Genomic DNA, 22038 nt, shown 5'->3' with positions numbered 1-22038 from the left:
CTCCCTGAGGGAACTCCTTTATAATGGCAGAAAACCATTTAAGGAGGATATTTTTATGGACAACAAACAAAAGAACCTTTCGGACGCTGCCGCCATGGCACAGTTCCGGCTTGCCCTCATCGCACCGGTCATCCATGGCCTTTATCCTGATGCGTCCAGAAATGCCTATTACCAACGCATCACCGAGAACCCGCTCACCCTGCCTGATGGTTCCGCCTTCCGCTACAGCCCCAAGACTATCAGCAAGTGGGTGTCTCTCTACCAGAACGGCGGCATCGATGCACTTATGCCCCGGGAACGCTCCGACAAGGGCGGCACACGGGTCCTGACGGATACAGCCATCGAGGAGATCTACCGGCTTAAGGAAGCTTTCCCAAGGCTTAACTCCACGCAGATCCACCGCCACCTTGTGGAAGAGGCGTTCATCCCTGCCTCTGTCAGCGTGTGTGCTGTCCAGCGTTTTGTAAAGAAACATGACCTGAAATCGGCACGTAACCCGAACATGCGGGACAGGAAGGCTTTTGAAGAGGACGCCTTTGGGAAAATGTGGCAGGCTGATACCTGTTACCTTCCATATATCACAGAAGACGGCCTGCGCAGGCGGGTCTACTGCATCCTGATCATCGATGACCATTCCCGGTTCCTGGTGGGCGGCGGGCTCTTCTATAACGACTCAGCTTATAACTTCCAGAAAGTGCTTAAGGATGCTGTGGCTGCACATGGAATCCCTTCTAAGCTCTATGTCGATAACGGTTCCAGCTACTCGAACGGGCAGCTTTCCCTCATCTGCGGCTCCATCGGAACGGTCCTTTTACATACAAAAATCCGGGATGGCGCATCCAAGGCTAAGATAGAACGCCAGTTCCGGACACTCAAGGAAACCTGGCTCTATACCCTGGATCTGGATTCCTTAAGCTCCCTGGCACAGTTCAATGGACTCCTTAAGGATTACATGCGCTCCTATAATACTTCCCTCCATTCCGGCATCGGCACTACACCCCTTTCCCGTTACCAGCAGACCCGCGCTTCCATACGGACACCTGCGTCCAGGGAATGGCTGGAGGAATGTTTCCTGAACCGCATTACAAGGAAAGTGAATAAGGATTCTACCGTCTCCATCGACAAGGTATCCTATGACGTCCCTATGCAGTTTATCTCATCAAAAGTGGAGATCCGCTTCCTCCCGGATGACATGTCCTCCGCCTTCATCCTTTACGAAGGGGTGCATTATCCCATCCGCCCTACGGATAAGAATGAGAACTGCAGGACGAAGCGCAACAATACACCTGGCATCGACTACTCAAAGTTAGGGGGTGGCTGTTGATGTTCCGTTCTTACTATGGATTGTCTTTCAATCCTTTTGACAAACAGATGGCCCGGGAAAAAGACCGTTTCCTTTCCAGGGACATCTCTGAGATGCTCTCCCGGCTGGATTACCTCAAGGATACCAGGGGCATTGGTCTGTTCACGGCACGCCCGGGCATGGGGAAGTCTTTTGGACTCCGCTGTTTTGCAAAGGGGCTCAACCCGAACCTTTACCATATGGAGTACATCTGTCTTTCCACCGTAAGCGTCATGGAGTTCTACCGCCAGCTCTGCTCTGTACTGGGAGTAGAGCCTAGAGGCGGCAAACCCGGGATGTTCCGGGCCATACAGGAGCAGATCCTCTACCTTTACCGGGAAAAGAAGCAGCCCCTTCTTCTGGCCGTTGACGAGGCCCAGTACCTCTCCACAGGCATCCTGGAGGACATTAAGATGCTCATGAACTACGGCTATGACTCCCTGAACTGCTTTACGCTCATCCTGTGCGGGGAACCGCACCTGAACAATACCCTGCGCAAGCCTGTCCACGAAGCCCTGCGCCAGAGGATCACCGTGCATTACAACTTTACCGGGCTCACAGATTCAGAAGTGGCGCAGTATGTACTCCACAAGATCTCCTGTGCGGGAGGCTCTGCCTCCATCATAGAGCAGGCCGCCCTTTCCGCTGTCCACAGCCATTCCCAGGGGAATCCGCGTCTGGTGGATAACCTGATGACAAATGCCCTTACCCTTGGCGCACAGATGGAGAAGAAAGCAATTGACACGGAAGTCATACTTGCCTCCGTCAGCAGCCAGAATCTTGGATAGGGGGTGTTGTTTTTGGAATACAGATGTTTTTTCAGGGATGGTTCCCGCATAGAAACCTGGACAGGGGAGATTATCCTGCTGCGATGGCGGCCTGGATGGTATGAAGCTGAGATGAATGGACGGGGGACATACTTCCACATCCTGGCCGGAGTGCATAAATACGGAAACTACCTGTGCATCCCGAACCATGATGTGGGATGTGAACTATCCGATTTTTCTGATATTTTCTGGAATGAGGGGCGGATCAGCAATCTAATGCGGAAGGTAGATGCCGTAACTGTTGCTGCCGGTTTGGCTTATCTGCCGACTCTGGCTGACAAACAATAAAAAATCCAACTACATCATGTGGCTATGGATCTCATAATGGGATTCATGGCCTTTCGATTTCGAAAGAAAAGCTATACCAACAGCGTGCTGCATTTTCGGCGGTATTATGCATTTGTAGACAGCACTGCGCAGTCAATGCGAAAAAGGTTGGAAAAATAATTTGCCGTTTATGTCTCCCTCAATTCGCCGTCCAACAATAGACATCCTTCTGGCTGTTTACATCAATCCACCTGCTGAAAAAGTCCTGTTGCAGTGTGGGCGTAATCCTTACAAGGAGTTCGCTCACCCGCTGGCTTGCAAGCAGGGAACGGCACGGTGATGGATACATCCGCTGCCACTGGTCAACGTGGCGCAATGCCCCGCCTTCGCTGACAAGGTAATACGCACATGTCAGTATGCATCTCCAGTCATCCGGAAAGACTGTACTGAGCGGTTCCATCAGCCCTATGTCTGAAACAGCTTTATCCAAAAGGGACTGTATGCCGGTATTTTTCACAACACAGCGGCCAGCAGGTTCTTCCGTTTGAGCCCTTTTACGGGCAGCATCGCCTTTCCTGCGGTTGGGAACCACTTCACCTGTTACTGGATCCAGATGCCCAATGCTCTTGCGGATATGTTTGACTTTTTTAGTTTCCTTATCATAAATTGAAGTGTTGCTGTAAACATAGGTTTTACCATTTGGATTTTTGACGTAAACAAGTGATGACATGCCGTTGCTCCTTTAAATATGTGTATAATATTTTCACTTATATTATAAAACTTATACACATATTTGTAAAGAGGGAGCGCCTAAAAACCCCGTATTTTCAATGGATTCATACTATCATACAGTCAATCTGTGTATAATTTTTTCGGGAGATTAGGATGTATTGCTCAATTCATCAGAGGGAGATTTCGCCCAATGCTGCGTGGTGTCAAACTTCGGATAATTGTACCGCCACTGGTCGTAATCTTCCCTGCTGATTTCCTCTACAGAGAGTTTGTCCGCCTGCTCTTTCCAAGCGCAGAGCATTTTCAGCAGTTCGGCGGCATCCTTATTTTTGTCTTTGCTGACTTTTAAGCAGATTTCACCGTCTGATTCACTGACGGTAAGACCGTAAATGTCCTCAAGGGTAAATAAGGTGTGCATAAGCCCGATGTAGCTGTCAATGTCGGGTATGTCCAAAGCCTGCGGCGCAACGCCCAGAGCCTGTGCCAGTGCAGCCGTTAAGTCTGCCTTTGGCTTGCGTGAGCCAGTTTCGTACTGTGCCAGACGCACATCTGCCGATTTTTCGGGAAATCCGACAAGCATACCAAGATATTTCTGTGTCATGCCCCGCATGATACGGAAAAAATGTATTCTTTCGCCAATCGCCATAATGTTTCACTCCTTGTTCGTATGTTTATAAGGAGTATAGCATATATGTTTAGAACAAGTCAATAAAAATAAAACAAAAAAGTTTAATATTTTTTGCAAACCTATTGACAGTAGCAAAAATGTTTAGTATTATGAGTTAAGCAAAAATGCTTAGAAAGAGAAAGGAGAGGTTGTATGGACAACAAATTTATACGTGTGGACGAGGTGGCGCAAGAGCTTTCCGTATCGAAGCCTTACGCTTACAAGCTCATCAAGAAATTGAATGACGAGCTGAAGGAGCAGGGATTTATCACGATTGCAGGGAGAGTAAACCGCCAGTATTTTCAAGAAAGGCTCTATGGGGCAGGAAAGGGGATGGAGTAAATGCCAGTATTTAAGAATGAGGGCAACGGCACATGGTATGTGATGGCTCGGTATGTGAACTGGAAAGGGGAACGGAAACAGAAGTGTAAGCGTGGATTTGCCACAAAGCGTGAAGCGCAGGAGTGGGAGCGCAAGTTCCAGCTACAAAATTCTGCTGACCTTGACATGGACTTTGAAGCCTTTACGGAGCTTTATGCGAATGATGTCAAGAACCGACTGAAAGAAAACACTTGGCTGACAAAGGAGCATATCATTCGGACGAAGATTCTTCCTTACTTTGGTAAGATGAAGATTAGCGAGATTGGCACAAAGGAAATTATTGCATGGCAAAATGAACTGCTTGCCTACCGTGATGAAAAACGCAATCCCTATTCGCAAACGTATCTGAAAACAGTTCACAACCAGCTTTCAGCAATATTTAACCATGCAGTGCGCTATTATGACCTCCGCTCCAACCCTGCGGCAAAGGCGGGGAACATGGGGAGCGAGGAACACAAAGAAATGCTGTTCTGGACAAAAGAGGAATATAAGAGGTTTGCGGATGAAATGATGGACAAGCCAGTTTCCTTTTACGCCTTTGAAATGCTCTACTGGTGCGGGATCCGAGAGGGAGAATTATTAGCCTTGACCGCCGCTGATTTCAATTTTGATAAGGAAACGGTCACGATTAACAAATCTTACCAACGCCTGCATGGGGAGGACGTGATTACCTCTCCGAAAACGAAAAAGAGCAACCGCACAATCAAGATGCCAAAGTTTCTCTGCGAGGAAATGCAGGAGTATGTCGGTATGCTGTATGGCTTAAAGAAGAAAGACCGCATTTTCACGGTAACAAAGAGCTATCTCCATCACGAGATGGACAGGGGCGCAAAAGCCGCAGGGGTAAAGCGCATACGGATTCACGATTTGCGCCACAGCCACATCAGCTTATTGATTGACATGGGATTCTCGGCGGTGGCGATTGCTGACCGAGTAGGGCATGAGAGCATTGAAATCACTTACCGTTATGCACATTTATTTCCGTCAAAGCAGGCGGAAATGGCGGACAGGCTTGATGATTTGGGAAAGGGGGATTTTTGATATGTCGGCAAAGAATTTAGACAACTGCAACCGTTGGAGGAACAAGACCGTCGCCTTTCGGGTATCTCCCGAAGAAAATGAGCAGATTGACAAAGTGGTGCGGCTTTCGGGGCTTACCAAGCAGGACTATATCACAAGGCGGCTTTTGTGCCAAGACGTGGTGGTGCAGGGCAATCCGAGGGTATATAAGGCACTCCGCAATGAACTTGCCGCCGTCCTTGCAGAATTACAGAGGATTGAAGCGGGCGGGGGCGTAAATGAAGAACTGCTTGACACAATCGAACTGATTGCTGTTATTCTCGGCGGTCTGAAAGGAGAAAGTGAAGATGGCGAATAAAAAAGAAACGGCTGCCCCGAATGTATCTGTTGGCGCAGATACGGAACAACCGCCTAATGTAAACAATAACAGTATAACCAATTACCCGCCGAAAAACAATAGCGAAGCTCTTGAAACTGTATCTATGGCTGAATTGTATGATTCTGTATATCCGAGCAAGCCGCCTTTGATTGACGGTCTGCTCTACCCTGGCACTTATCTTTTCGCAGGCGCGCCAAAAGTCGGCAAGAGCTTTCTTATAGCGCAGATTGCGTACCATACCAGTATGGGAGTGCCGCTGTGGGAATATCCCGTCCGAAAAGGAACGGTCTTGTACCTTGCCCTTGAAGATGATTACCGCCGCCTGCAGGAAAGGCTGTACCGTATGTTTGGCACGGACGGGGCAGACAATTTATTCTTTTCTGTTTCGGCGGGGAATCTTGGCAATGGTTTGGATGAACAGTTGCAGGAATTTATGAAACAGCATACAGACACAAGACTGATTATCATTGACACCCTCCAAAAGGTGCGTGAAGTCGGCGGGGACAATTACAGTTACGCAAATGACTATGAGGTTATTACAAGGCTGAAACAGTTTGCAGACAGCTATGGCATCTGTATCTTGATTGTCCATCATACCAGAAAGCAGGGTTCTGATGATAAGTTCGATATGATTTCGGGAACTACTGGCTTGCTCGGTGCGGCTGACGGTGCGTTCCTGCTGCAGAAAGAAAAACGCATCGGCAACGCCGCCACGCTTGAAGTGTCGGGCAGAGACCAGCAAGAGCAGAAACTCTATCTTCTCCGCAATCCCGAAACATTGTTATGGGATTTTCAAAAGGCAGAAACAGAACCTTGGAAAGAGCCGCCAGAGCCTTTACTTGAGGAAATAGATAAAAGAATTACTGTCGATTGCTCCTTGTGGAAGGGGACGGCGACGGAGCTTGCGGCTTGGCTGGAAACAGGGTTACAGCCGAATAGCCTTGCACGGAAACTGAATGTCCTGTCGGGACGTTTACTCAACGAATACGGCATCTTCTATAAACGTGAACGGTGTCACGAGGGGCGTATGATAAAGCTGTACCGTGGGGAGCGTGACGATATGTGACGGTGTGACGGTATTTTTAGGAGTGGGGTGCGGTACGGAAATAACCGTCACATCGACGCAAACCGTCACGGATAAAGTTTTTGCGGGGTGCAGGGGGCTTTTTACAAAAAGCCGCCCTGTCTCGTCTGCCGACTCGGTCGGTTCGCAGCTTGTGTGCCACTGGCACACGCTCACCCCTCGGAGAGCGCAAAACCTGCTTGCAGGTTGCATTTTTGTTGGCGAAGCCGACAAAAGTGCTTTTGCGTTACTTTCGGGAAAGTAACAAAGCCTACCAGCCGAAAAGAAAGGGTGTGATTTTATAAGACGGACGATTAGCGCAATGGTGGGGAAAGGCTCGGTCAACCATAACAGCCGTAAATTCAAGGCTGAAAATGTGGATGCTGAACGCTCCCACCTCAATGTAGATTACTGTAATGAGAATATCAAGAAAGTATATCATAAGCTATTTGATGAAGCATTACAGAGATATAACGAGAAACAGACAAGGGCAGACCGCCGCATTGCCGATTATTACGAGAAGATACGGAACTCAAAGCAGGAAAAGCCGTTCCATGAGCTGATTTTGCAGATTGGGGATAAGGAAAATATGGGCGCAGGAAGTGAAAACGGACAGCTTGCAAGGCAGATTTTAGATGAATATTATCATGGATTCCAAGAGCGAAACCCTAATCTTTATGTATTTTCCGCTCATATCCATATGGATGAAGCAACGCCGCATTTACACATTGACTTTGTTCCGTTCACGACTGGCAGTAAGCGTGGGCTTGATACAAGGGTATCTTTGAAACAGGCGTTGGCGGCGCAGGGATTCAAAGGCGGTTCCCGTGGCGATACGGAGTGGAGCCAGTGGGTACAGTCCGAAAAAGAGAGCCTTGCCGCTGTGATGGGGCGGCATGGCATTGAATGGGAGCATAAAGGGACACATGAGAAACATTTGTCTGTCCTTGATTATAAAAAGCAGGAGCGGGAAAAAGAGGTCGTCCAGCTTGAGGGGCAGATTTCGGAGAAAAAAGAGGAATTCCAAGTATTGTCGGACAGGGTGGCGAATTACGACAAAGGAATGGAAAACCTAAAAACTCTGGAACAGGCGCTTGACACTTCTCCAGAGTACCAGTTGGCAGAGCCGCAGGGATTCATGTCTGCGAAGTCATATAGAAACAAAGTGGCAGAGCCTTTGGTGCAAAAGCTGAAATCACTTGTTAGAACGGCTCTTATAAGGTGCTTTGAAGCGTGGGACGGCTACTATCGGCTGAATGCCACAAATAGCAATCTCCACCGTGAAAATGAAGGGTTAAGGAAAACCAATGAGAAACTGGCAGGGGAAAATGAAAACCTCCGTGCGGAAAACAAAGATTATAAGCTGCTCCGTAAGACATTTGGGAGTAAGCAGATAGACAGCCTTTTAGAGCAGGCAAAAGCAGCACAAAAATCAAAACAGCGTGAAAAACGCTTTAAAAACAGCAAAGAAGAAAGGTAGGAAACACTATGGAAAATAGGATTTATGACGAAAATAACGGTCTCTGGTATGCAAGGCAAGACGACTATTACCTCCCAGAGCTTGCATTACCTCCCGAAGAAGAAAAGCTGATTGGTATTTGGGGACAGCGGCATTTACGGTATCTTAAAGAGCATAAACAGTTCGTTTATCTCAATCTGCTGACAAGCGGCAGGCTGAATGAATACCTTGCAAGCATAGATGAACAGGCAGAGGATATGTTTTTTCGGCTGGTAAAGGAGTATGCCGGCAAGCATGGAGTAACGGAGCAATTAAAGGCAGAAAACCAGCTTTTATGGGTTCAAAAAATGAATAATATTCGGGTTTGTGTGAGGGAAGTTGTGGAGAGCGAGTTTATCTATTCGTAGTGATAAGCGGCACTCCTGCAATATGTGGGAGTGCCGTTCAATTAAGCAAAAATAGTTCGGGGAATTGAAAAATCTTACAAATTCGTGTATACTTAAAATAATTAGAATGAGAAATTAGAATTTGCGAGGAAAAAGTAATGATACTAAAATATAGAAACGCAACTCCAAATGATATTGAAGAAATATACAGTATAATTCGCACTGCTATAGATGCTATGGAGCGAGATAATATTTTTCAATGGGATGATTTGTATCCTACTAAAGAAGATTTTCAGGAAGATGTTGATAAAAGTCAACTCTATGTTGGTTCAGTGAATGGTCAAATAGCGGTTGTATATACCTTAAACCAAAAATGTGATAAAGAATATGAAAACGGCAAGTGGAAATATAAAGATAAGCCATTTTATATCGTACATAGACTTTGTGTGAATCCGACTTTTCAGAATAGAGGAATTGCTAAATCTACGCTATTATATATTGAAAAGCAATTAACGGAAATGGGTATTCATGTTATTCGATTAGATGTATTCTCTAATAATCCATTTGCATTAAGGCTATATAATTCTTTAGGTTATTCGGAAGTTGGCTATGTTGACTGGCGAAAAGGAAAATTCTTTTTGATGGAAAAGTGTTTTTAGCTACAAGTTACGTTTTTTCATACTGGGAAACCGGGAATTATGGAGGAAAAGAAAATAGTATTTAAGTTAGATGGCGTTGTACCTTGGGGCAGAAATATGGAAGAATACAAATTGATGTTCCGTTTAGATGATAATGATATGTCAAAAAAAATTGCAGGGTTTGGCGATGGTCCAGCCTGTTTTAATTATGAGATGACTGAAAGAAATGGAAGTGTTATTTCGTTTGATTTGATATATCAGTTTTCGAAAGAAGATATAGAAAAACGTATTGGGGAAGTCCGAACTACAATAATGCAGCAAATGCGGGAAAATATGGATAACTATGTGTGGAAGAACATTAAAAGTTTAGAAGAACTTGAAAGTACCCGTATGTCTGCTATGAGAAAATTTTTGTCTGATTATGAGAAGGGAAAAGCAGAGAGACGTTATGTATTCCATGAACTGCCTGATAAATTACCCTATGGAGCAGATTACTTTGATATTGGGTTGAGTTCTCACTTCCTGCTAATGTATACATCATTAGGATATAATTTTCATATAGCATCAATGACAGAAATGCTTAGAGTATGCAAAGAAATTAGAATTTTCCCGATTGTAGATTTGGATGCAAATAAGACAGACTTAATTAAAAACGTAATAGATTACTTCCAAAGGGATTATAATGTGGAAATTGTTAAGACAGAATATGAGTTCCAAAAGGGAGATAATAAATTATTGATTATAAGAAATAGAGATGTGATTTAGGAATAATGAGGTTTTAAAAAGATATGGATTATAAAATTCGGGAAATTAGAAAAAATGAATATCCAATATTATCTGATTTTTTGTATGAAGCAATTTTTATTCCAGAGGGCATGGATAAGCCGCTAAAATCTATTATCAAACAGCCAGAGTTACAAGCATATATTAAAGATTTTGGAAAAGCAGACGATTGGTGCTTGGTTGTGGAAACAAAAGAGCAGATTGTGGGTGCAGTATGGGTGCGTATTATGAACGATTACGGGCATATTGATGACAAAACGCCCTCATTTGCCATATCACTGTATGAGGAATACAGAAATTTGGGTATTGGTACAGCACTTATGGGAGCTATGTTGCAACTTCTAAAAGTGAAAGGATATAAGCAGACATCTCTATCTGTGCAGAAAGCGAATTATGCAGTCAAAATGTATAGAAAAGCAGGATTTGAAGTGGTTGACGAGAACAAAGAAGAATACATAATGATTTGCAAATTATGATAAAGTAGTGGTTTTTGACTATTGCATTTCTTAACAAAATCGCTTATAATCTAAGCCATAGCATATAGCTATTATCCGCAGTTACAGAGTTGGTGTTATCAACACCGATAACAAAATGATAACATTAGCTCATATAGGCAGGATAATATGGACATATCAAATAATCAAAAGATTTACATACTCGACAGAGAATAAATCCTAAGCAAAATTAGTTAGGAAAAGTCGAGTTCGAGTAGCGGATAAAATCCCGGAAATGCTGATAAAATGGGCGTTTCCGGGATTGCTTTTTACTTGTTGGCTCTAAAATGGCTCTAATTATTTGATGAATACTGGATTTCGGGCGGGTATCGTGATACCTGCAAACAAATTTAAAGAACTAATTGCCATTCATATATCTTCGTGTTACAATACATCTACGGAAAGTACCCATGACAGGGTGGTAGCCTCCCGAGTTTATGAAAACCGGCGTGCCGGAATACATAGGAAGGGAGGTGGCGCCGATGACAGCTTTTGAAATCATTTCGATTTTCATTGGAATATTAGCATTGCTGATGTCCTTTGGTAGCTTAATTGTTGCGTTGCTTGCCTTTCTCGATAAGAGAAACAACAAGCGAAAATAAAAATGCCTACCCTGTCTGATCCACAGGATAGGCGGTGTCCGTAAGGACAATCATTAACCTAAACTCGGAGCATCCACTTTGGAGTGGGTGCTTTCCCTTTGTATTGTTATAATACCATTGAATGTGAAATGTTTCAAGGGATTTCTGCTAAAATCTGTAGATATTGTTCAGTAAATTTTGATTTCCCCCTCATAATTATCGGCTCTTTCCAATAGAGGACCGGTTGCACCCATTGTAAAAGCTATATCACTGCTTCGGATAGACAATAGTTCCATTCCAATCTTTAGATTAAGGAAGTCCAATATTTGCTGATTAAGCTGAATGATACCATTCTCGGAGATCCGCTGTTCTCATCCGTAAGATATACCCACATCCAATTCTGCGTCGTACCTTTCTGCCCCGGTTCGTCTATGACCTGGATCCGTGTCTCATCGCTATGGACATACCTACTGCAAAGGAATTCCTCCTTCATCAGGTCATAGACCGGCTGGAGATACCGCCCGGCACACAGGATGATCCAGTTTGCCATCGTTTTGGTTGACAGATTCAGATCATACCGCGCGAATTCCCGCTCCTGGCGTGCAAGCGGCATCCCATTTACATATTTGGCATTCATGATACCTGCAACCAGGGATGGTGTGGCGACACTCCCTTTCATAAGTGCCTGGGCCTTCTCTGGCCGCTGCATTTTTCCGCATTTTGGACAGCTGTAAATATATGTGACCTCTTCTACGACTTCGAAACGGGCCGGTATAAATTTCAGATATTTTACTTTCTCTGTCGTCACTACTTTGTATTTCGTCCCGCATTCCGGGCAGAACCGTTCTTGCCCTTCCAGCTTATGTTCGATCACCTCTGTCGTCTCAAAAGAAGAAAGATCTTCTTCCTTTTTTCCAGCAGGTTTTTTGCGTTTGTAAGATTTCGGATGGATCTCTTCCATTTCCGGTTCCGCTGCATTCGGATCCGCTTCCTGCTCTGCTTCATTGAACAGATCCATCTGCGTATATCCATCCGCGTACTTTTCACTGGAGGCACCAAACTGTTTCCGCTGGGCAAGCGCCAGCCTGTCAGAAAGCAGCGCATTCATGAACTCCAGCTCCTTCATTCCCGCGAGCAACGAGCCAAGCGGGCATGCTTGCATGCACATTTGGCGACTGCAGCGGGGTCTTTGACTTTTTCCGTCAGGAGCTGGATCTTAGTTTCCTGCTTTTGCTGATGCGCCTGCATGGTTGTAAGCAATGTGATCATATTTTCTTTACTCATTTCCTGTAATTGTTTCTTAGAAAAAAGTGGTTCCATAGTCCGGTGCTCCTGATTGTTTTAAGCTAAGAAAAGAATACCATAAAACCGTGCTGTTTTCGAGGGGAAATGCGTCAGAAAAACAGAGGAAAATTGCTGAAAATCCTAAGATTTTCAGCTTTTTGCGAATTGACAGACTCCGTTTTTGGCTAGATGACAATCTTGGGATGGTGCTCCTTAAAAGCTCCCTTGGGCTCCAGGGATAATCCGTCACACAGCCAGTGTATTTCTTTTAACGTAACTTTTTTCAACTCATCTGGCAACATTTTGGCAACAGAAAATCAGCAAGCCATAATAAATGATGTAATTGATGTAAAAACAGGTGTGTATTTGCATAAATATTAAACAAATACAGTTAATAGCAGGGCTTTGCGGAAAAAACAGGTACATTTTACAGGTGGGATATATCAGAAAACTGCCGCATAGACGAAGATGGAAAATACTGTGTGGACAAAAGCGGAGTATTCTTTCTTTTCTGTGGAAGGACTGCTGGAAAACTGATTGCGTTTCGGCTGCCATATGGGTATAATATGAATAAGGAAAGGAAGATGCATATGCAGAAAAAGACACCGGATTATGACAATGTATTTAAGACGATGAAGATGAAACACAAAAGATTGTTCGTCTCCGTCATCAATGATGTGTTCGGTAGGAATTACCCCAAAGATGTAAAAGTGGAGATTTTACCCTCGGAGGGTTATTTGACGGAAAACGAAACGGTGGACGGCAGCAAGGAAATAGAGGAACAGGTTTCAGATTTCCTAATCAGAATAGGTAGCGAAATTTATCTTCTGGAATGCCAAAGCTATGATGACGGCTCTATGGCGATCAGGATTGCGGAGTATGCTTTTATCGTAGCCAGACAGTTTGCAACATGGGATATTGGTCATGCAACAATTCCAATGCCGAGATTTTCAGTTATTTATGTCAAGAGGACGGACAGGACGCCGAAAACAACAACGATTACCTTTACCTTTCCAGACGGGCAGACAGTGGACTATCAAACAGACAATGTAATCTTAGAGGATTTTACAAAAGAAAAGATTGTTGAAAAGCGGTTGTTTCCTTACATCCCATTTTACATTGCGAGATATGAGAAAGAAATTGCATCAGAAGGTGACATTGAAAAAGTGGTAGAGGAGCTGACATATTTCAGGGATGAAATGGTGAGTCTGCATCAGGCGGGGGAATTATCAGATGATGAACTGATAGACCTGAAAGGATTTGTAAACACTATCATTACACATATCACGAATGGCAATAAAAATGAAGAAAGGCTGGTGAATATTATGGGTGGAACCATTATTGAAACGGAATCTGATAAGATTAAGATAAGGACGATTATTGAAATGGGGCAGGAAGTTGGTCTTGATGATTCAGAAATTTTGAAAAAGCTGCAAGAAAAAATCATTGGGCTGCCTTTAAAGCGGGCACAGGCGTATTTGGAACAGTATGGAAAGCAGCTTGTATAAGTTAATGAATTTGATGTAACAATAAAAAGTTTTTAAGCAGAGGGAAGTATTTCCGTAAAAGATGGAGATACTTCCCTTTTTGCGTGGAAAATTTTATCTAAAAGGAGAATTTCAATGTTGAAAAAACCAATGACAACGAAAGAACTGTTTGACAAGATTAAGGGTATCCTGAAAGAAAAAGGCAAGTTGCCGGATATTTTAGATTATGGATTGGGAGCCTACCGCCCGGTTCCGATTAAAACCTATGAATTGACCTGAAAAGTAATCTTGCCTATGGAGGCAGCGAGGGGATTCATCTGGATCTGTGGATAGAATATTTTGAGGATGATAAAAAGCGTACAAGCAGTATCGGCACATTTAAAACGCTTCACGAAAACGAGGAAGCTATGCACATTATGGCTGCTTTGCTGGCAGATTTCATCCTTGAAGAAAGAGCTTATGTCAATGCAAATCTTGATGATTTTACTTGGGAGGGTGCAGACGTTTATCCGCTTGATGAATCGGGGAACAGGCTGAAATGGGGGTATTCCTGCAGCAATATGTAAGCGATGAATAATCTAGTACATCATTGCATTAATTCTTGAGTAATAAGCGCTTGCTATCCATGCCATCTGCACGCCTACGAACCTAGATGTAGCCCGCTACACCGTCGGTTCGTAGACGCACAGCTGACACGAATATCAAGCACTATTACTTCAAGATTAATGCAATGATGTACTAGCGTTTTTACAAGTCTCGAAATCTGTGCGATAATCTCTTTAACTGGAGAAGCATTTCCCCATTTCCCGGTTTTTGCATCAGGGCATGTTGACTATCAAATCATTCGATTGCTCTATGCACGCTTACTCCAAATAGATTAGGAAGAGGTGAGCTTTCATGGCTCAGAAATGTATCAAACGTACAGATCAGGAATGCTATTCTTTGAAATTCAGTATATAGAAAAGTCTTGGCACTTGTGTTAAGATAGTGATATTAAATCAAGAGTAATGGAGACTGTTTCTATGAAGATACGGATAGGCTGATGCCTGCCCGGTTATTCCGATTGTGGAGCATTTGGCAGAGAAATATGGAATACGTCAAGGTGATTGGAACCGGTGCAGATGCCGCGGATTTTGCACTGGTTGGCCTATGTCAGAAGGGAGATCTGGCGGTGACGCAGGATTATAGGGTGGCTGCCATGACTTTGGGAAAAGGTGCATATGGAATCCATCAGAGCGGAAAATGGTACACGGATGGGAATATCGACCGCATGCTGATGGAACGGAAGATGAAAAGACACAAGGAATTTGATGATTGATTAAATGGAAGGAATTCTTTGCAGACGGCTGTTGAAAACGGTATCCGGACGATTGCATTTCCGTCCATTTCCACAGGCATTTACAGCTATCCCGTAGACCAGGCGGCAGCGATAGCTGTAAAGACGGTGAAAGAGTTCTGTATCCGGCATCCGGATGATATGGATATTGTACGTTTCGTACTGTTTGACGCGGATACGCACCGTGCCTATGACCACGTAATTTACGAAGCCAAAGCCTCCACAGCAAACTGACGAGGCTTTGGTCTACACTCCGTTCCGGTCGTTGCTGAACAAGTGCCGCTGGCACTTAGCAACTCTCGCGGCAGTCGCCAAATGTGCATACAAGCATGCCCGCTTGGCTCGTTGCCCGCGGAAGTAAATCAGGAATAAGGCCTTTTCTATATGGATGACAGCCTAAACTAAAGGAGAACACTATGGAACACCTGCGATGCGTAGTTGAAAGGATTACTTATACGAATACAGAAAATGGTTACACCGTATTAAAGGTGGCGGCTAAGAATTATAACGACCTGGTCACTGTTGTCGGAATCATGCCAGATACACATGTTGGCTCCGTTCTTTCTCTGGAGGGGTTCTGGAAGATGGATGCCAAATACGGCAGGCAGTTTTCCGTAGAGAAGTTTGAAGAGACTCTCCCAGCGACGGTCTATGGAATTGAGAAATACTTAGGTTCCGGATTAATTAAAGGCGTCGGACCGAAGTTTGCAAAGCGGATCGTCCAGAAGTTCGGAAAGGATACGCTGGATGTGATTGAGGATACGCCGGATGAACTCATTACGGTGGAAGGGATAGGGAAGATCCGCGTAGAACGGATTAAGAAGAGCTGGCAGGAGCAGAAGGAGATCAAGAATATCATGCTCTTTCTGCAGAGCCATGAGGTGAATACTACCCATGCCACAAAGATTTTTAAAACCTACGGAAGCGACAGTATCAGCGTGGTACAGGAGAATCCTTACCGCCTGGCAGACGACATCTGGGGAATCGGATTTAAGACTGCGGATATGATCGCCGAAAAACTGGGGATTGAAAAGGGACGCTTTATCCGGTTGCGGAGCGGACTGTTCTATACATTAAACAAGCTGGCAGAAGACGGGCACTGTTATGGGGACAGGGAACAGCTGATTAAAAAGGCGGTGGAACTTTTGGAAGTGGATCCCCCGGAGCTTACGATCACACTGGATGAAATGCTCCGCACCGAGGATGTGATCAGGGATGAAGAAGCCATTTATCTGCCGCCCTTTTTCTTTTCTGAGACCGGGTGTGCCAAGAGGCTGGTCAAACTGTTGATTTCCGAACGCAGGATGAAAATGGATGTGCAGGCAGTTATATCCGAGGTTCGCAGGCAATCGGATATTACATATGATGAGATCCAGCTGGAAGCGATCCGTACAGCGGTTTCATCAAAAGTAATGGTTCTGACCGGCGGTCCGGGAACCGGGAAGACGACGACAACTATGGGGATTATTTCCGCCTACCGGATGGCCGGATGCAGGATCATTCTGGCGGCGCCTACCGGAAGAGCGGCGAAACGGATGTCTGAAACAACCGGGATGGAAGCGAAAACGATTCACCGGCTGTTGGAATATAAACCTCCGGAAGGATATCAGAAGAATGAAGAAAATCCTCTGGAGGGTGATGTCCTGATACTGGACGAGTGTTCTATGATTGATGTGATGCTTATGTACAATCTCCTTAAAGCGCTTCCGGAACATATGACATTGATTATGGTGGGCGATACGGACCAGCTTCCAAGCGTGGGGGCGGGAAATGTCCTGAAGGATATCATCGCCTCGGACCGGATTCCGGTTGTACGGCTGGCCAGGATATTCAGGCAGGCGCAGGGAAGCAGGATCATCATGAATGCCCATCGGATCAACAGGGGTGAACCCATTGATATGCGCGGCGGAAAGGATTCGGATTTCTTTTTTGCCGGGAGAGAGACCAATGAGGAAGTGGTGGATACGCTGATTAAGTTCTGTACGGAGAATCTGCCACGCTATTATCATGTGGACGCCTTTCGGGATATCCAGGTGCTTACGCCGATGCAGAGGGGGATCTGCGGGGCGGCTAATTTAAACCAGGTGCTGCAGGAAACCATGAATCCGTCCAAAATCTTCCTCCGCAGGGGCGGCACGCAGTACCGGCTCCATGATAAGGTCATGCAGATCCGTAACAATTACGATAAAGAAGTTTTTAACGGCGATATCGGAACCATTTGTAAAGTTGACATGGAGGAACGGGAGCTGACGGTAGATTATGAAGGCCGGGAGGTTCTCTATGATGTCAGCGAGCTGGATGAACTGGTACTGGCCTATGCGACCACGATCCATAAGGCGCAGGGAAGCGAGTATCCGATTGTGGTGATGCCTTTTACCATGAGCCATTTTGTGATGCTGCAGAGAAATCTGCTGTACACAGGGGTCACTAGGGCAAAGAAGATCCTGGTGCTGATCGGGGAGAAAAAGGCGGTCAGCTACGCCATAAAAAATGAGACTACCGCCGCAAGAAATACGAAGCTTGCCAAACGTCTGATGGATGGAAGCACAGAGTCAAAGACTGCAGAGGCAGATATTTTGAGGCGGCAGTTAAATGGTGAAAATGAAAGTCAGCTGGAAAAGAAACCAAAGACGATGATCTATAAGAACCATGTGCAGCCAATGAGAATTGCGGAGGAACCAGCCGGTTATGGGGGCGATCTATTCGAACGGCTGGCATGTTCCAGGTTTCGGAGCAGTTTTTCCTTAAATGCCAATGACAGGGCATATATTGCTGACAAGGGAATGGATACCATACGTCGCCATGCACACGATTTCGTAGAAAAGCGGCTGGCTCCTTCTGAACCGCAGAATGATGGAAAGCAGACGCCGATGAGAGGACATCCGGTGTTTGTTGCCCAGCATGCGACAGCTACCTGTTGCAGAGGATGTCTGGAGAAATGGCACAATATCCCTAAAGGCAGGGAATTGACCGCACAGGAGCAGGATTATGTAGTAGATGTTATTTTACAGTGGATAGACAGGCAGAGGGCGCAATAAAAATATTTGTCGATCTGATGCCCTCAGTAAGAGTATAATGTCAATATATACTGCATCTATTTTATGGCGTAAACGAGATGTTTATCGGTATAAACGGAATGAGGCAACACCTTGCGGCTGTCAAAAAATTGTTAACATGCTCCATCAATGTAAATTGGACGCAGCAACATATGGTCAGCTTCAAGGCGATAATAATCCAAGCGTTGTTATTTCCCTCTATACTTTTGGCCGGAAGTTCGGTCAGGCAGTCAGTTCTGTTGTCGCTTCCGGACTGCTTGCTTTGTTTCATTATACTGGAGGGCAGGAACCAACTCCGGCTGTATTGAAGCTCTTTTATGCAGAGAGCGTCCTTTTCCCTGCCGTAGTTGCATTGGCAGTGCTTTTTGTGTCCTTCATCCTTTCCCGCATGGAAAAAGAGTTAGTGAATAAACTCACTGTAGCGAATACAGCACGCGCTTAAGCCTACATTTCGGTAGCCTATATTTGGGGGCACAGTGAAAAACAGGTGGAAATGCAAAATAGTTTACAAGTTACACAAGCTATCCCCTATTGTGGCAGAGGATAGCTTTTTCCTGCCTATTTACGGTTGTTGTGATTATCTATGTAAGTCGTTCATAACCTGTCCAGATATTTTAAAAATTCTTTTGTGGCTGCAGAAATTCTCTTTTTGTCCAACATGGCAAGACCAATTTTCCGATATGTTGGTATTTCCAGTCTTTTAATCTCGATATGGTAAGGAATCCTTTGGAGAACAAGATTTGGAAGAATACTGATACCAAGCCCCGCTTCAACCATGGACATAATGGCATAATCATCCCATGTTGTAAATCTTATATCTGGTTCCAGATGATTATTTCTGAAAATGTCGGAGACAACAATATTCTTATCCTTTTCTATAAAGCCCTGGCGCAGCTTAAGATTCCCTATGAGCGGGTAGAGACAGATGAAGCAGTTACTATGGATGACTGCGTATTGATTGACCAGAAACTAAATATGAAGATGGTAAAAACTTTATTTTTATGCAACCGTAAGAAAACGATTTTCTATCTATTTATTACTGCAGGGAGAAAGGTCTTTGACACTAAGTATTTCAGCAGTGCACTGGGGATTTCCAGAGTATCATTTGCTCCTGCAGAAATGATGGAGGAGATGCTGGGGAATAAGATTGGTGCGGCAACGGTATTTGGAACATTGCTGGATCAGGATAGGGATGTGCAGGTAATTATAGATAAAGAGGCGGCAGATGAAGAATTCTATGGATGCAGTGATGGAACAACAACCTGTTACATGAAAATTAGGACTGAGGATATCATTGAGAGATTTCTGTCGTTTGCAAAACATAAGCCGGTAATTGTTGATATATAATGATATTATTTATAAATAGGGTGCAAAAGGTATATTGTGAAAAAGCCATGCAGAATTTAGAGATCTGGCTTCATACCGGAAGTCTGACAATAAAAATACATCCTTTTTTGGCCTGGCTCTGTACAGAGACTTCTCCTCTGTGTAATTCTAATATTTTCTTTACAAGGGGCAGGCCAAGTCCGTTGCCTTCTATATTGTGTGATGTGTCGCCTTGATAGAATTTATCAAAGATAAATTTTATCGTCTTATCATCTATGCCTTCCCCCTGATCCTTTACAGTGAAAACTGCGTTTCCGATATTTAAACGCAGAGTTATAGTGATGCGTCCCTCGGCAGGGGAGAACTTGACTGCGTTGTCCAGCAGATTCATCCAGACTTGTTTCAGGAGCGGTTCGTTAGCCGTGATCATGACTTCTTCCATATCAATGTCAAAATTAATCTGTTTTTTCGACCATTTACTCTCCAGAAGCAGGATGGATTCCCGGATCTGTTCGCTTAAGGAATAGACGGTCTTGTCGGTCAGAAGGGTAAGGCTTTCCACCTTTGAGAGATTTAACACAGTTGCGGACAGATCGGAGAGCCGCCGGGATTCCTCTATGATAATGTCCAGATATTCCCGGCTCTGGCAACCGTCCGGCACCTGGCTTCGAAGCAGCCTTGCGAAGCCAAGGATAGAGACGATCGGCGTCTTAAATTCATGGGAAAAATTATTAATAAAATCAGAGCGGAACATCTCTGTTCCGGCCAGCTCAGCCGTCATCTGGTTAAAACATTCTGAAAGCTCCTGGAATTCCCTCGGATGCTCCAGATGGATCTTCACGTCATAATTCCCAACAGAAACTTCATGTATTGCCTGAATCAGCGTATGAAGAGGGCGCAGGGGAAGGCGGCTCATAAAAAGGGAAATGGCTGTGCCGATAATAATGCTGATGATTCCGCTCTGGAACAGGAAAGGTATTATGGACTGCTCTGGTCTGGCCGTGATCCATCCATGTTTTATGGCAAAGATTATAATAGCGTTGCTGGCAAACATGGTCAGAACCAGTAAGATAAAAACGAAACCTGTCGTTAATAAAGTGATCTTGATACGGACGCCCGCACGTTTTTTCATACCAATTCCTCCTCTACCTGCGCTTTATATCCAAGCCCCCTGATCGTGACGATCGAGAAATCAGTACAGGCTTCAAAGCGTTTTCTAAGACGGTTAATGTGGACGCTGACCGTAGCGTCCGTGGAATCGGAGGCAGGGCCCCAGATATCCTCCATAAGCTGTATTCGGGTAAATATTTTATTCGGATAGGACAGAAGCTTGTATAAGAGCTGAAATTCTTTCTGGGGAAGCAGTTGACAGATCTCTTTGTTTTTAACCGTCAGCGTATCATAATCTAAAATGGTTGAACCGACCGTAAGTCTGCGGTCGGAGATAATCTTAGCCCTTCTGAGCAAAGCTCTGATTCGTAGAAGCATAACGTCTTCGTCTACAGGCTTGGTCATATAGTCGTCGGTTCCTGACAGGAATCCCTTCTTTATATCTTCTGGAAGCTGCTTTGCAGAGAGCATCAGGATAGGGATATCATTGTTACAGTCCCGCAGAAGTTCTGTAAAAGCGCAGCCGTCCATATCCGGCATCATGATATCCAGTACAATCAGGTCAATCCTAGTATTCTCCATAATATCCAACGCTTGTTGGGCGCAGTCCGCACTGGAAATGGAATATCCGGCATCTGATAAAACAGCCCCCAGATAACGGCGTATATTCTTATCATCATCTACGATTAAGATCTGCAGCATAGAAATTCTCCTTCATTTTCTATTCGGGACATCACCGATTGTCCAGTAGAGAAATTGTAGCATAGAAAGTTAAACTGGAATTAAAAAATCAGGTTATTTCACATATTTTTCACATTTTGAAGCGGGGAGTTTAGATATAGTTTAACATGTGTTTTTAAAATGAAGACCGGAAAAAGGTATTTAATTGGAGATTGAAAGGAGAATTATAGATGGGAAATGATCAAATTGCAAGTCCTTCGCTGGATATCAGGAAGACAAAATTTACAATGCTGAAAGATCAGCAATGTTCCCTTAATATGCAGATCCGTCTGGCAATGCAGCTCCATGATATGCAGACGCAGGCGGATCTGGAGAAGAATGGGAAAGGAGAATTTGCTATGCGTATTTTAATTGCAGAGGATGAAGTACAGCTTGCCGAGGGACTGAAATATTTACTGGATACTATGATGCTGGGGGTTAACGGCATAAAGGTATTGGAGACGATCCGATCAGAGAGATCAGGCATTCCGGTCATGATGCTTACCGCGAAGGCTGAGATTGAAGAACGGGTGGCGGGCTTGGGGGCAGGAGCGGACGAGTGCCTGCCGAAGCCTTTTTCTACGAGAGAATTCATTGAAAGGGTGCGGGCCCTTGTCCGCAGAAATGACAATTATACGGACCGCATACTTTCCTTTGGAAATATACGTCTTGACTGAAAACCGAAATTATTTATGCAGGA

26 protein-coding genes and 2 pseudogenes are annotated in these 22038 nt (G+C 44.7%); 22 read left to right on the top strand and 6 right to left on the bottom strand.

Annotated elements, in window-relative coordinates; genetic code table 11:
- The first annotated feature begins 55 nt into the window (after nucleotides 1–55).
- Genes VSQ62_RS23030 through VSQ62_RS23020 form a run of 3 tightly spaced genes read left to right on the top strand, consistent with a single transcriptional unit; the run spans nucleotide 56 to nucleotide 2457 of the window.
- Nucleotides 56–1324 carry a DDE-type integrase/transposase/recombinase gene (locus tag VSQ62_RS23030; protein WP_300870027.1) on the top strand — a complete coding sequence of 423 codons (1269 nt, stop codon included), beginning with the start codon at nucleotides 56–58 and terminating at the stop codon, nucleotides 1322–1324.
- Nucleotides 1324–2130, top strand: coding sequence for an ExeA family protein (locus VSQ62_RS23025; protein ID WP_120397164.1), 807 nt, complete (start codon nucleotides 1324–1326; stop codon nucleotides 2128–2130). Before VSQ62_RS23030 ends, VSQ62_RS23025 begins: the two co-directional genes overlap by 1 nt.
- Before the next feature lie 12 nt (nucleotides 2131–2142).
- Nucleotides 2143–2457 (top strand): DUF6618 family protein, encoded by a 315-nt coding sequence (locus VSQ62_RS23020; protein ID WP_016217795.1) that lies wholly within the window; start codon nucleotides 2143–2145, stop codon nucleotides 2455–2457.
- A 178-nt stretch (nucleotides 2458–2635) separates the two neighbouring features.
- Here the strand turns inward: VSQ62_RS23020 and VSQ62_RS23015 are convergent, their stop codons facing one another.
- Both VSQ62_RS23015 and VSQ62_RS23010 read right to left on the bottom strand, forming a co-directional pair.
- The gene (locus VSQ62_RS23015) at nucleotides 2636–3166 is read right to left on the bottom strand and encodes a hypothetical protein (RefSeq protein ID WP_334637072.1); all 531 of its coding nucleotides are present in this window, start codon (nucleotides 3164–3166) and stop codon (nucleotides 2636–2638) included.
- Between the two features lie 150 nt (nucleotides 3167–3316).
- The gene (locus VSQ62_RS23010) at nucleotides 3317–3814 is read right to left on the bottom strand and encodes a helix-turn-helix domain-containing protein (protein ID WP_334637071.1); all 498 of its coding nucleotides are present in this window, start codon (nucleotides 3812–3814) and stop codon (nucleotides 3317–3319) included.
- 174 nt (nucleotides 3815–3988) lie between these two features.
- On the opposite strand from VSQ62_RS23010, the gene VSQ62_RS23005 reads away from it, so the two are divergent.
- From VSQ62_RS23005 to VSQ62_RS22960, 10 genes are all read left to right on the top strand, one after another.
- On the top strand, nucleotides 3989–4177 hold the full coding sequence (locus tag VSQ62_RS23005) for a helix-turn-helix transcriptional regulator (protein ID WP_120393860.1): 189 nt from the start codon (nucleotides 3989–3991) through the stop codon (nucleotides 4175–4177).
- A complete protein-coding gene (locus VSQ62_RS23000) occupies nucleotides 4178–5257 on the top strand; it encodes a site-specific integrase (protein ID WP_334637070.1) in 1080 nt (359 codons plus the stop codon).
- A gap of 1 nt (nucleotide 5258) precedes the next feature.
- A complete protein-coding gene (locus tag VSQ62_RS22995; RefSeq protein ID WP_334637069.1) occupies nucleotides 5259–5594 on the top strand; it encodes a plasmid mobilization protein in 336 nt (111 codons plus the stop codon).
- Nucleotides 5584–6681: an AAA family ATPase gene (locus VSQ62_RS22990; RefSeq protein WP_334637068.1), complete on the top strand. Its 1098-nt coding sequence runs from the start codon at nucleotides 5584–5586 to the stop codon at nucleotides 6679–6681. Before VSQ62_RS22995 ends, VSQ62_RS22990 begins: the two co-directional genes overlap by 11 nt.
- Nucleotides 6682–7000: 319 nt before the next feature.
- Nucleotides 7001–8158, top strand: coding sequence for a plasmid recombination protein (locus VSQ62_RS22985; RefSeq protein WP_120409993.1), 1158 nt, complete (start codon nucleotides 7001–7003; stop codon nucleotides 8156–8158).
- Nucleotides 8159–8166: 8 nt separating this feature from the next.
- Nucleotides 8167–8544, top strand: a complete 378-nt coding sequence (locus VSQ62_RS22980) for a TnpV protein (protein ID WP_120409994.1) — start codon at nucleotides 8167–8169, stop codon at nucleotides 8542–8544.
- 137 nt (nucleotides 8545–8681) lie between these two features.
- Complete coding sequence (locus tag VSQ62_RS22975) at nucleotides 8682–9182, top strand: GNAT family N-acetyltransferase (protein ID WP_334637067.1); 501 nt, start codon at nucleotides 8682–8684, stop codon at nucleotides 9180–9182.
- A 39-nt stretch (nucleotides 9183–9221) separates the two neighbouring features.
- Entirely contained in the window at nucleotides 9222–9926 is a 705-nt protein-coding gene (locus VSQ62_RS22970; protein ID WP_334637065.1) for a hypothetical protein, read from the top strand.
- Nucleotides 9927–9949: 23 nt separating this feature from the next.
- Nucleotides 9950–10420: a GNAT family N-acetyltransferase gene (locus VSQ62_RS22965; RefSeq protein ID WP_120393853.1), complete on the top strand. Its 471-nt coding sequence runs from the start codon at nucleotides 9950–9952 to the stop codon at nucleotides 10418–10420.
- Between the two features lie 500 nt (nucleotides 10421–10920).
- Nucleotides 10921–11040: a putative holin-like toxin gene (locus VSQ62_RS22960; RefSeq protein WP_022742284.1), complete on the top strand. Its 120-nt coding sequence runs from the start codon at nucleotides 10921–10923 to the stop codon at nucleotides 11038–11040.
- Nucleotides 11041–11359: 319 nt separating this feature from the next.
- Here VSQ62_RS22960 and VSQ62_RS22955 read toward each other — a convergent pair.
- A pseudogene (locus tag VSQ62_RS22955) lies at nucleotides 11360–12339 on the bottom strand (transposase); the annotation flags it as partial.
- Nucleotides 12340–12893: 554 nt separating this feature from the next.
- Between VSQ62_RS22955 and VSQ62_RS22950 the strand changes: the two are divergent.
- The 7 genes and pseudogenes from VSQ62_RS22950 to VSQ62_RS22920 all read left to right on the top strand — a co-directional run bounded on the left by VSQ62_RS22950 (nucleotide 12894) and on the right by VSQ62_RS22920 (nucleotide 18624).
- Nucleotides 12894–13811 (top strand): hypothetical protein, encoded by a 918-nt coding sequence (locus VSQ62_RS22950; protein ID WP_334637064.1) that lies wholly within the window; start codon nucleotides 12894–12896, stop codon nucleotides 13809–13811.
- Between the two features lie 114 nt (nucleotides 13812–13925).
- Nucleotides 13926–14069 carry a hypothetical protein gene (locus tag VSQ62_RS22945; RefSeq protein ID WP_334637063.1) on the top strand — a complete coding sequence of 48 codons (144 nt, stop codon included), beginning with the start codon at nucleotides 13926–13928 and terminating at the stop codon, nucleotides 14067–14069.
- Nucleotides 14070–14206: 137 nt separating this feature from the next.
- A complete protein-coding gene (locus tag VSQ62_RS22940; protein ID WP_334637061.1) occupies nucleotides 14207–14356 on the top strand; it encodes a hypothetical protein in 150 nt (49 codons plus the stop codon).
- 490 nt (nucleotides 14357–14846) lie between these two features.
- Nucleotides 14847–15087, top strand: a pseudogene (locus tag VSQ62_RS22935) (DUF188 domain-containing protein); the annotation flags it as partial.
- 39 nt (nucleotides 15088–15126) lie between these two features.
- Nucleotides 15127–15360 (top strand): macro domain-containing protein, encoded by a 234-nt coding sequence (locus tag VSQ62_RS22930; RefSeq protein WP_297183975.1) that lies wholly within the window; start codon nucleotides 15127–15129, stop codon nucleotides 15358–15360.
- 182 nt (nucleotides 15361–15542) lie between these two features.
- Nucleotides 15543–18164: an SF1B family DNA helicase RecD2 gene (recD2, locus tag VSQ62_RS22925; RefSeq protein WP_334637060.1), complete on the top strand. Its 2622-nt coding sequence runs from the start codon at nucleotides 15543–15545 to the stop codon at nucleotides 18162–18164.
- A 37-nt stretch (nucleotides 18165–18201) separates the two neighbouring features.
- The gene (locus VSQ62_RS22920; protein ID WP_334637059.1) at nucleotides 18202–18624 is read left to right on the top strand and encodes an MFS transporter; all 423 of its coding nucleotides are present in this window, start codon (nucleotides 18202–18204) and stop codon (nucleotides 18622–18624) included.
- 152 nt (nucleotides 18625–18776) lie between these two features.
- Here VSQ62_RS22920 and VSQ62_RS22915 read toward each other — a convergent pair whose 3' ends face one another.
- Nucleotides 18777–18998, bottom strand: coding sequence for a LysR family transcriptional regulator substrate-binding protein (locus tag VSQ62_RS22915; protein WP_334637753.1), 222 nt, complete (start codon nucleotides 18996–18998; stop codon nucleotides 18777–18779).
- A 12-nt stretch (nucleotides 18999–19010) separates the two neighbouring features.
- On the opposite strand from VSQ62_RS22915, the gene VSQ62_RS22910 reads away from it, so the two are divergent.
- Nucleotides 19011–19529, top strand: coding sequence for a prolyl-tRNA synthetase associated domain-containing protein (locus VSQ62_RS22910; RefSeq protein ID WP_334637057.1), 519 nt, complete (start codon nucleotides 19011–19013; stop codon nucleotides 19527–19529).
- A 70-nt stretch (nucleotides 19530–19599) separates the two neighbouring features.
- Here the strand turns inward: VSQ62_RS22910 and VSQ62_RS22905 are convergent, their stop codons facing one another.
- Nucleotides 19600–20640, bottom strand: coding sequence for a HAMP domain-containing sensor histidine kinase (locus tag VSQ62_RS22905; protein ID WP_334637055.1), 1041 nt, complete (start codon nucleotides 20638–20640; stop codon nucleotides 19600–19602).
- Complete coding sequence (locus VSQ62_RS22900; RefSeq protein ID WP_334637054.1) at nucleotides 20637–21320, bottom strand: response regulator transcription factor; 684 nt, start codon at nucleotides 21318–21320, stop codon at nucleotides 20637–20639. Before VSQ62_RS22900 ends, VSQ62_RS22905 begins: the two co-directional genes overlap by 4 nt.
- Nucleotides 21321–21529: 209 nt before the next feature.
- Here VSQ62_RS22900 and VSQ62_RS22895 point away from each other — a divergent pair, with 209 nt between their 5' ends.
- Nucleotides 21530–22015: a response regulator transcription factor gene (locus VSQ62_RS22895; protein ID WP_334637053.1), complete on the top strand. Its 486-nt coding sequence runs from the start codon at nucleotides 21530–21532 to the stop codon at nucleotides 22013–22015.
- Nucleotides 22016–22038: the final 23 nt, after the last annotated feature.

The sequence above is a fragment of the Sporofaciens sp. JLR.KK001 genome (assembly GCF_036941055.1).
Lineage (GTDB): Bacteria > Bacillota > Clostridia > Lachnospirales > Lachnospiraceae > Sporofaciens.
This window is presented reverse-complemented; position numbering and strand designations above follow the sequence as displayed.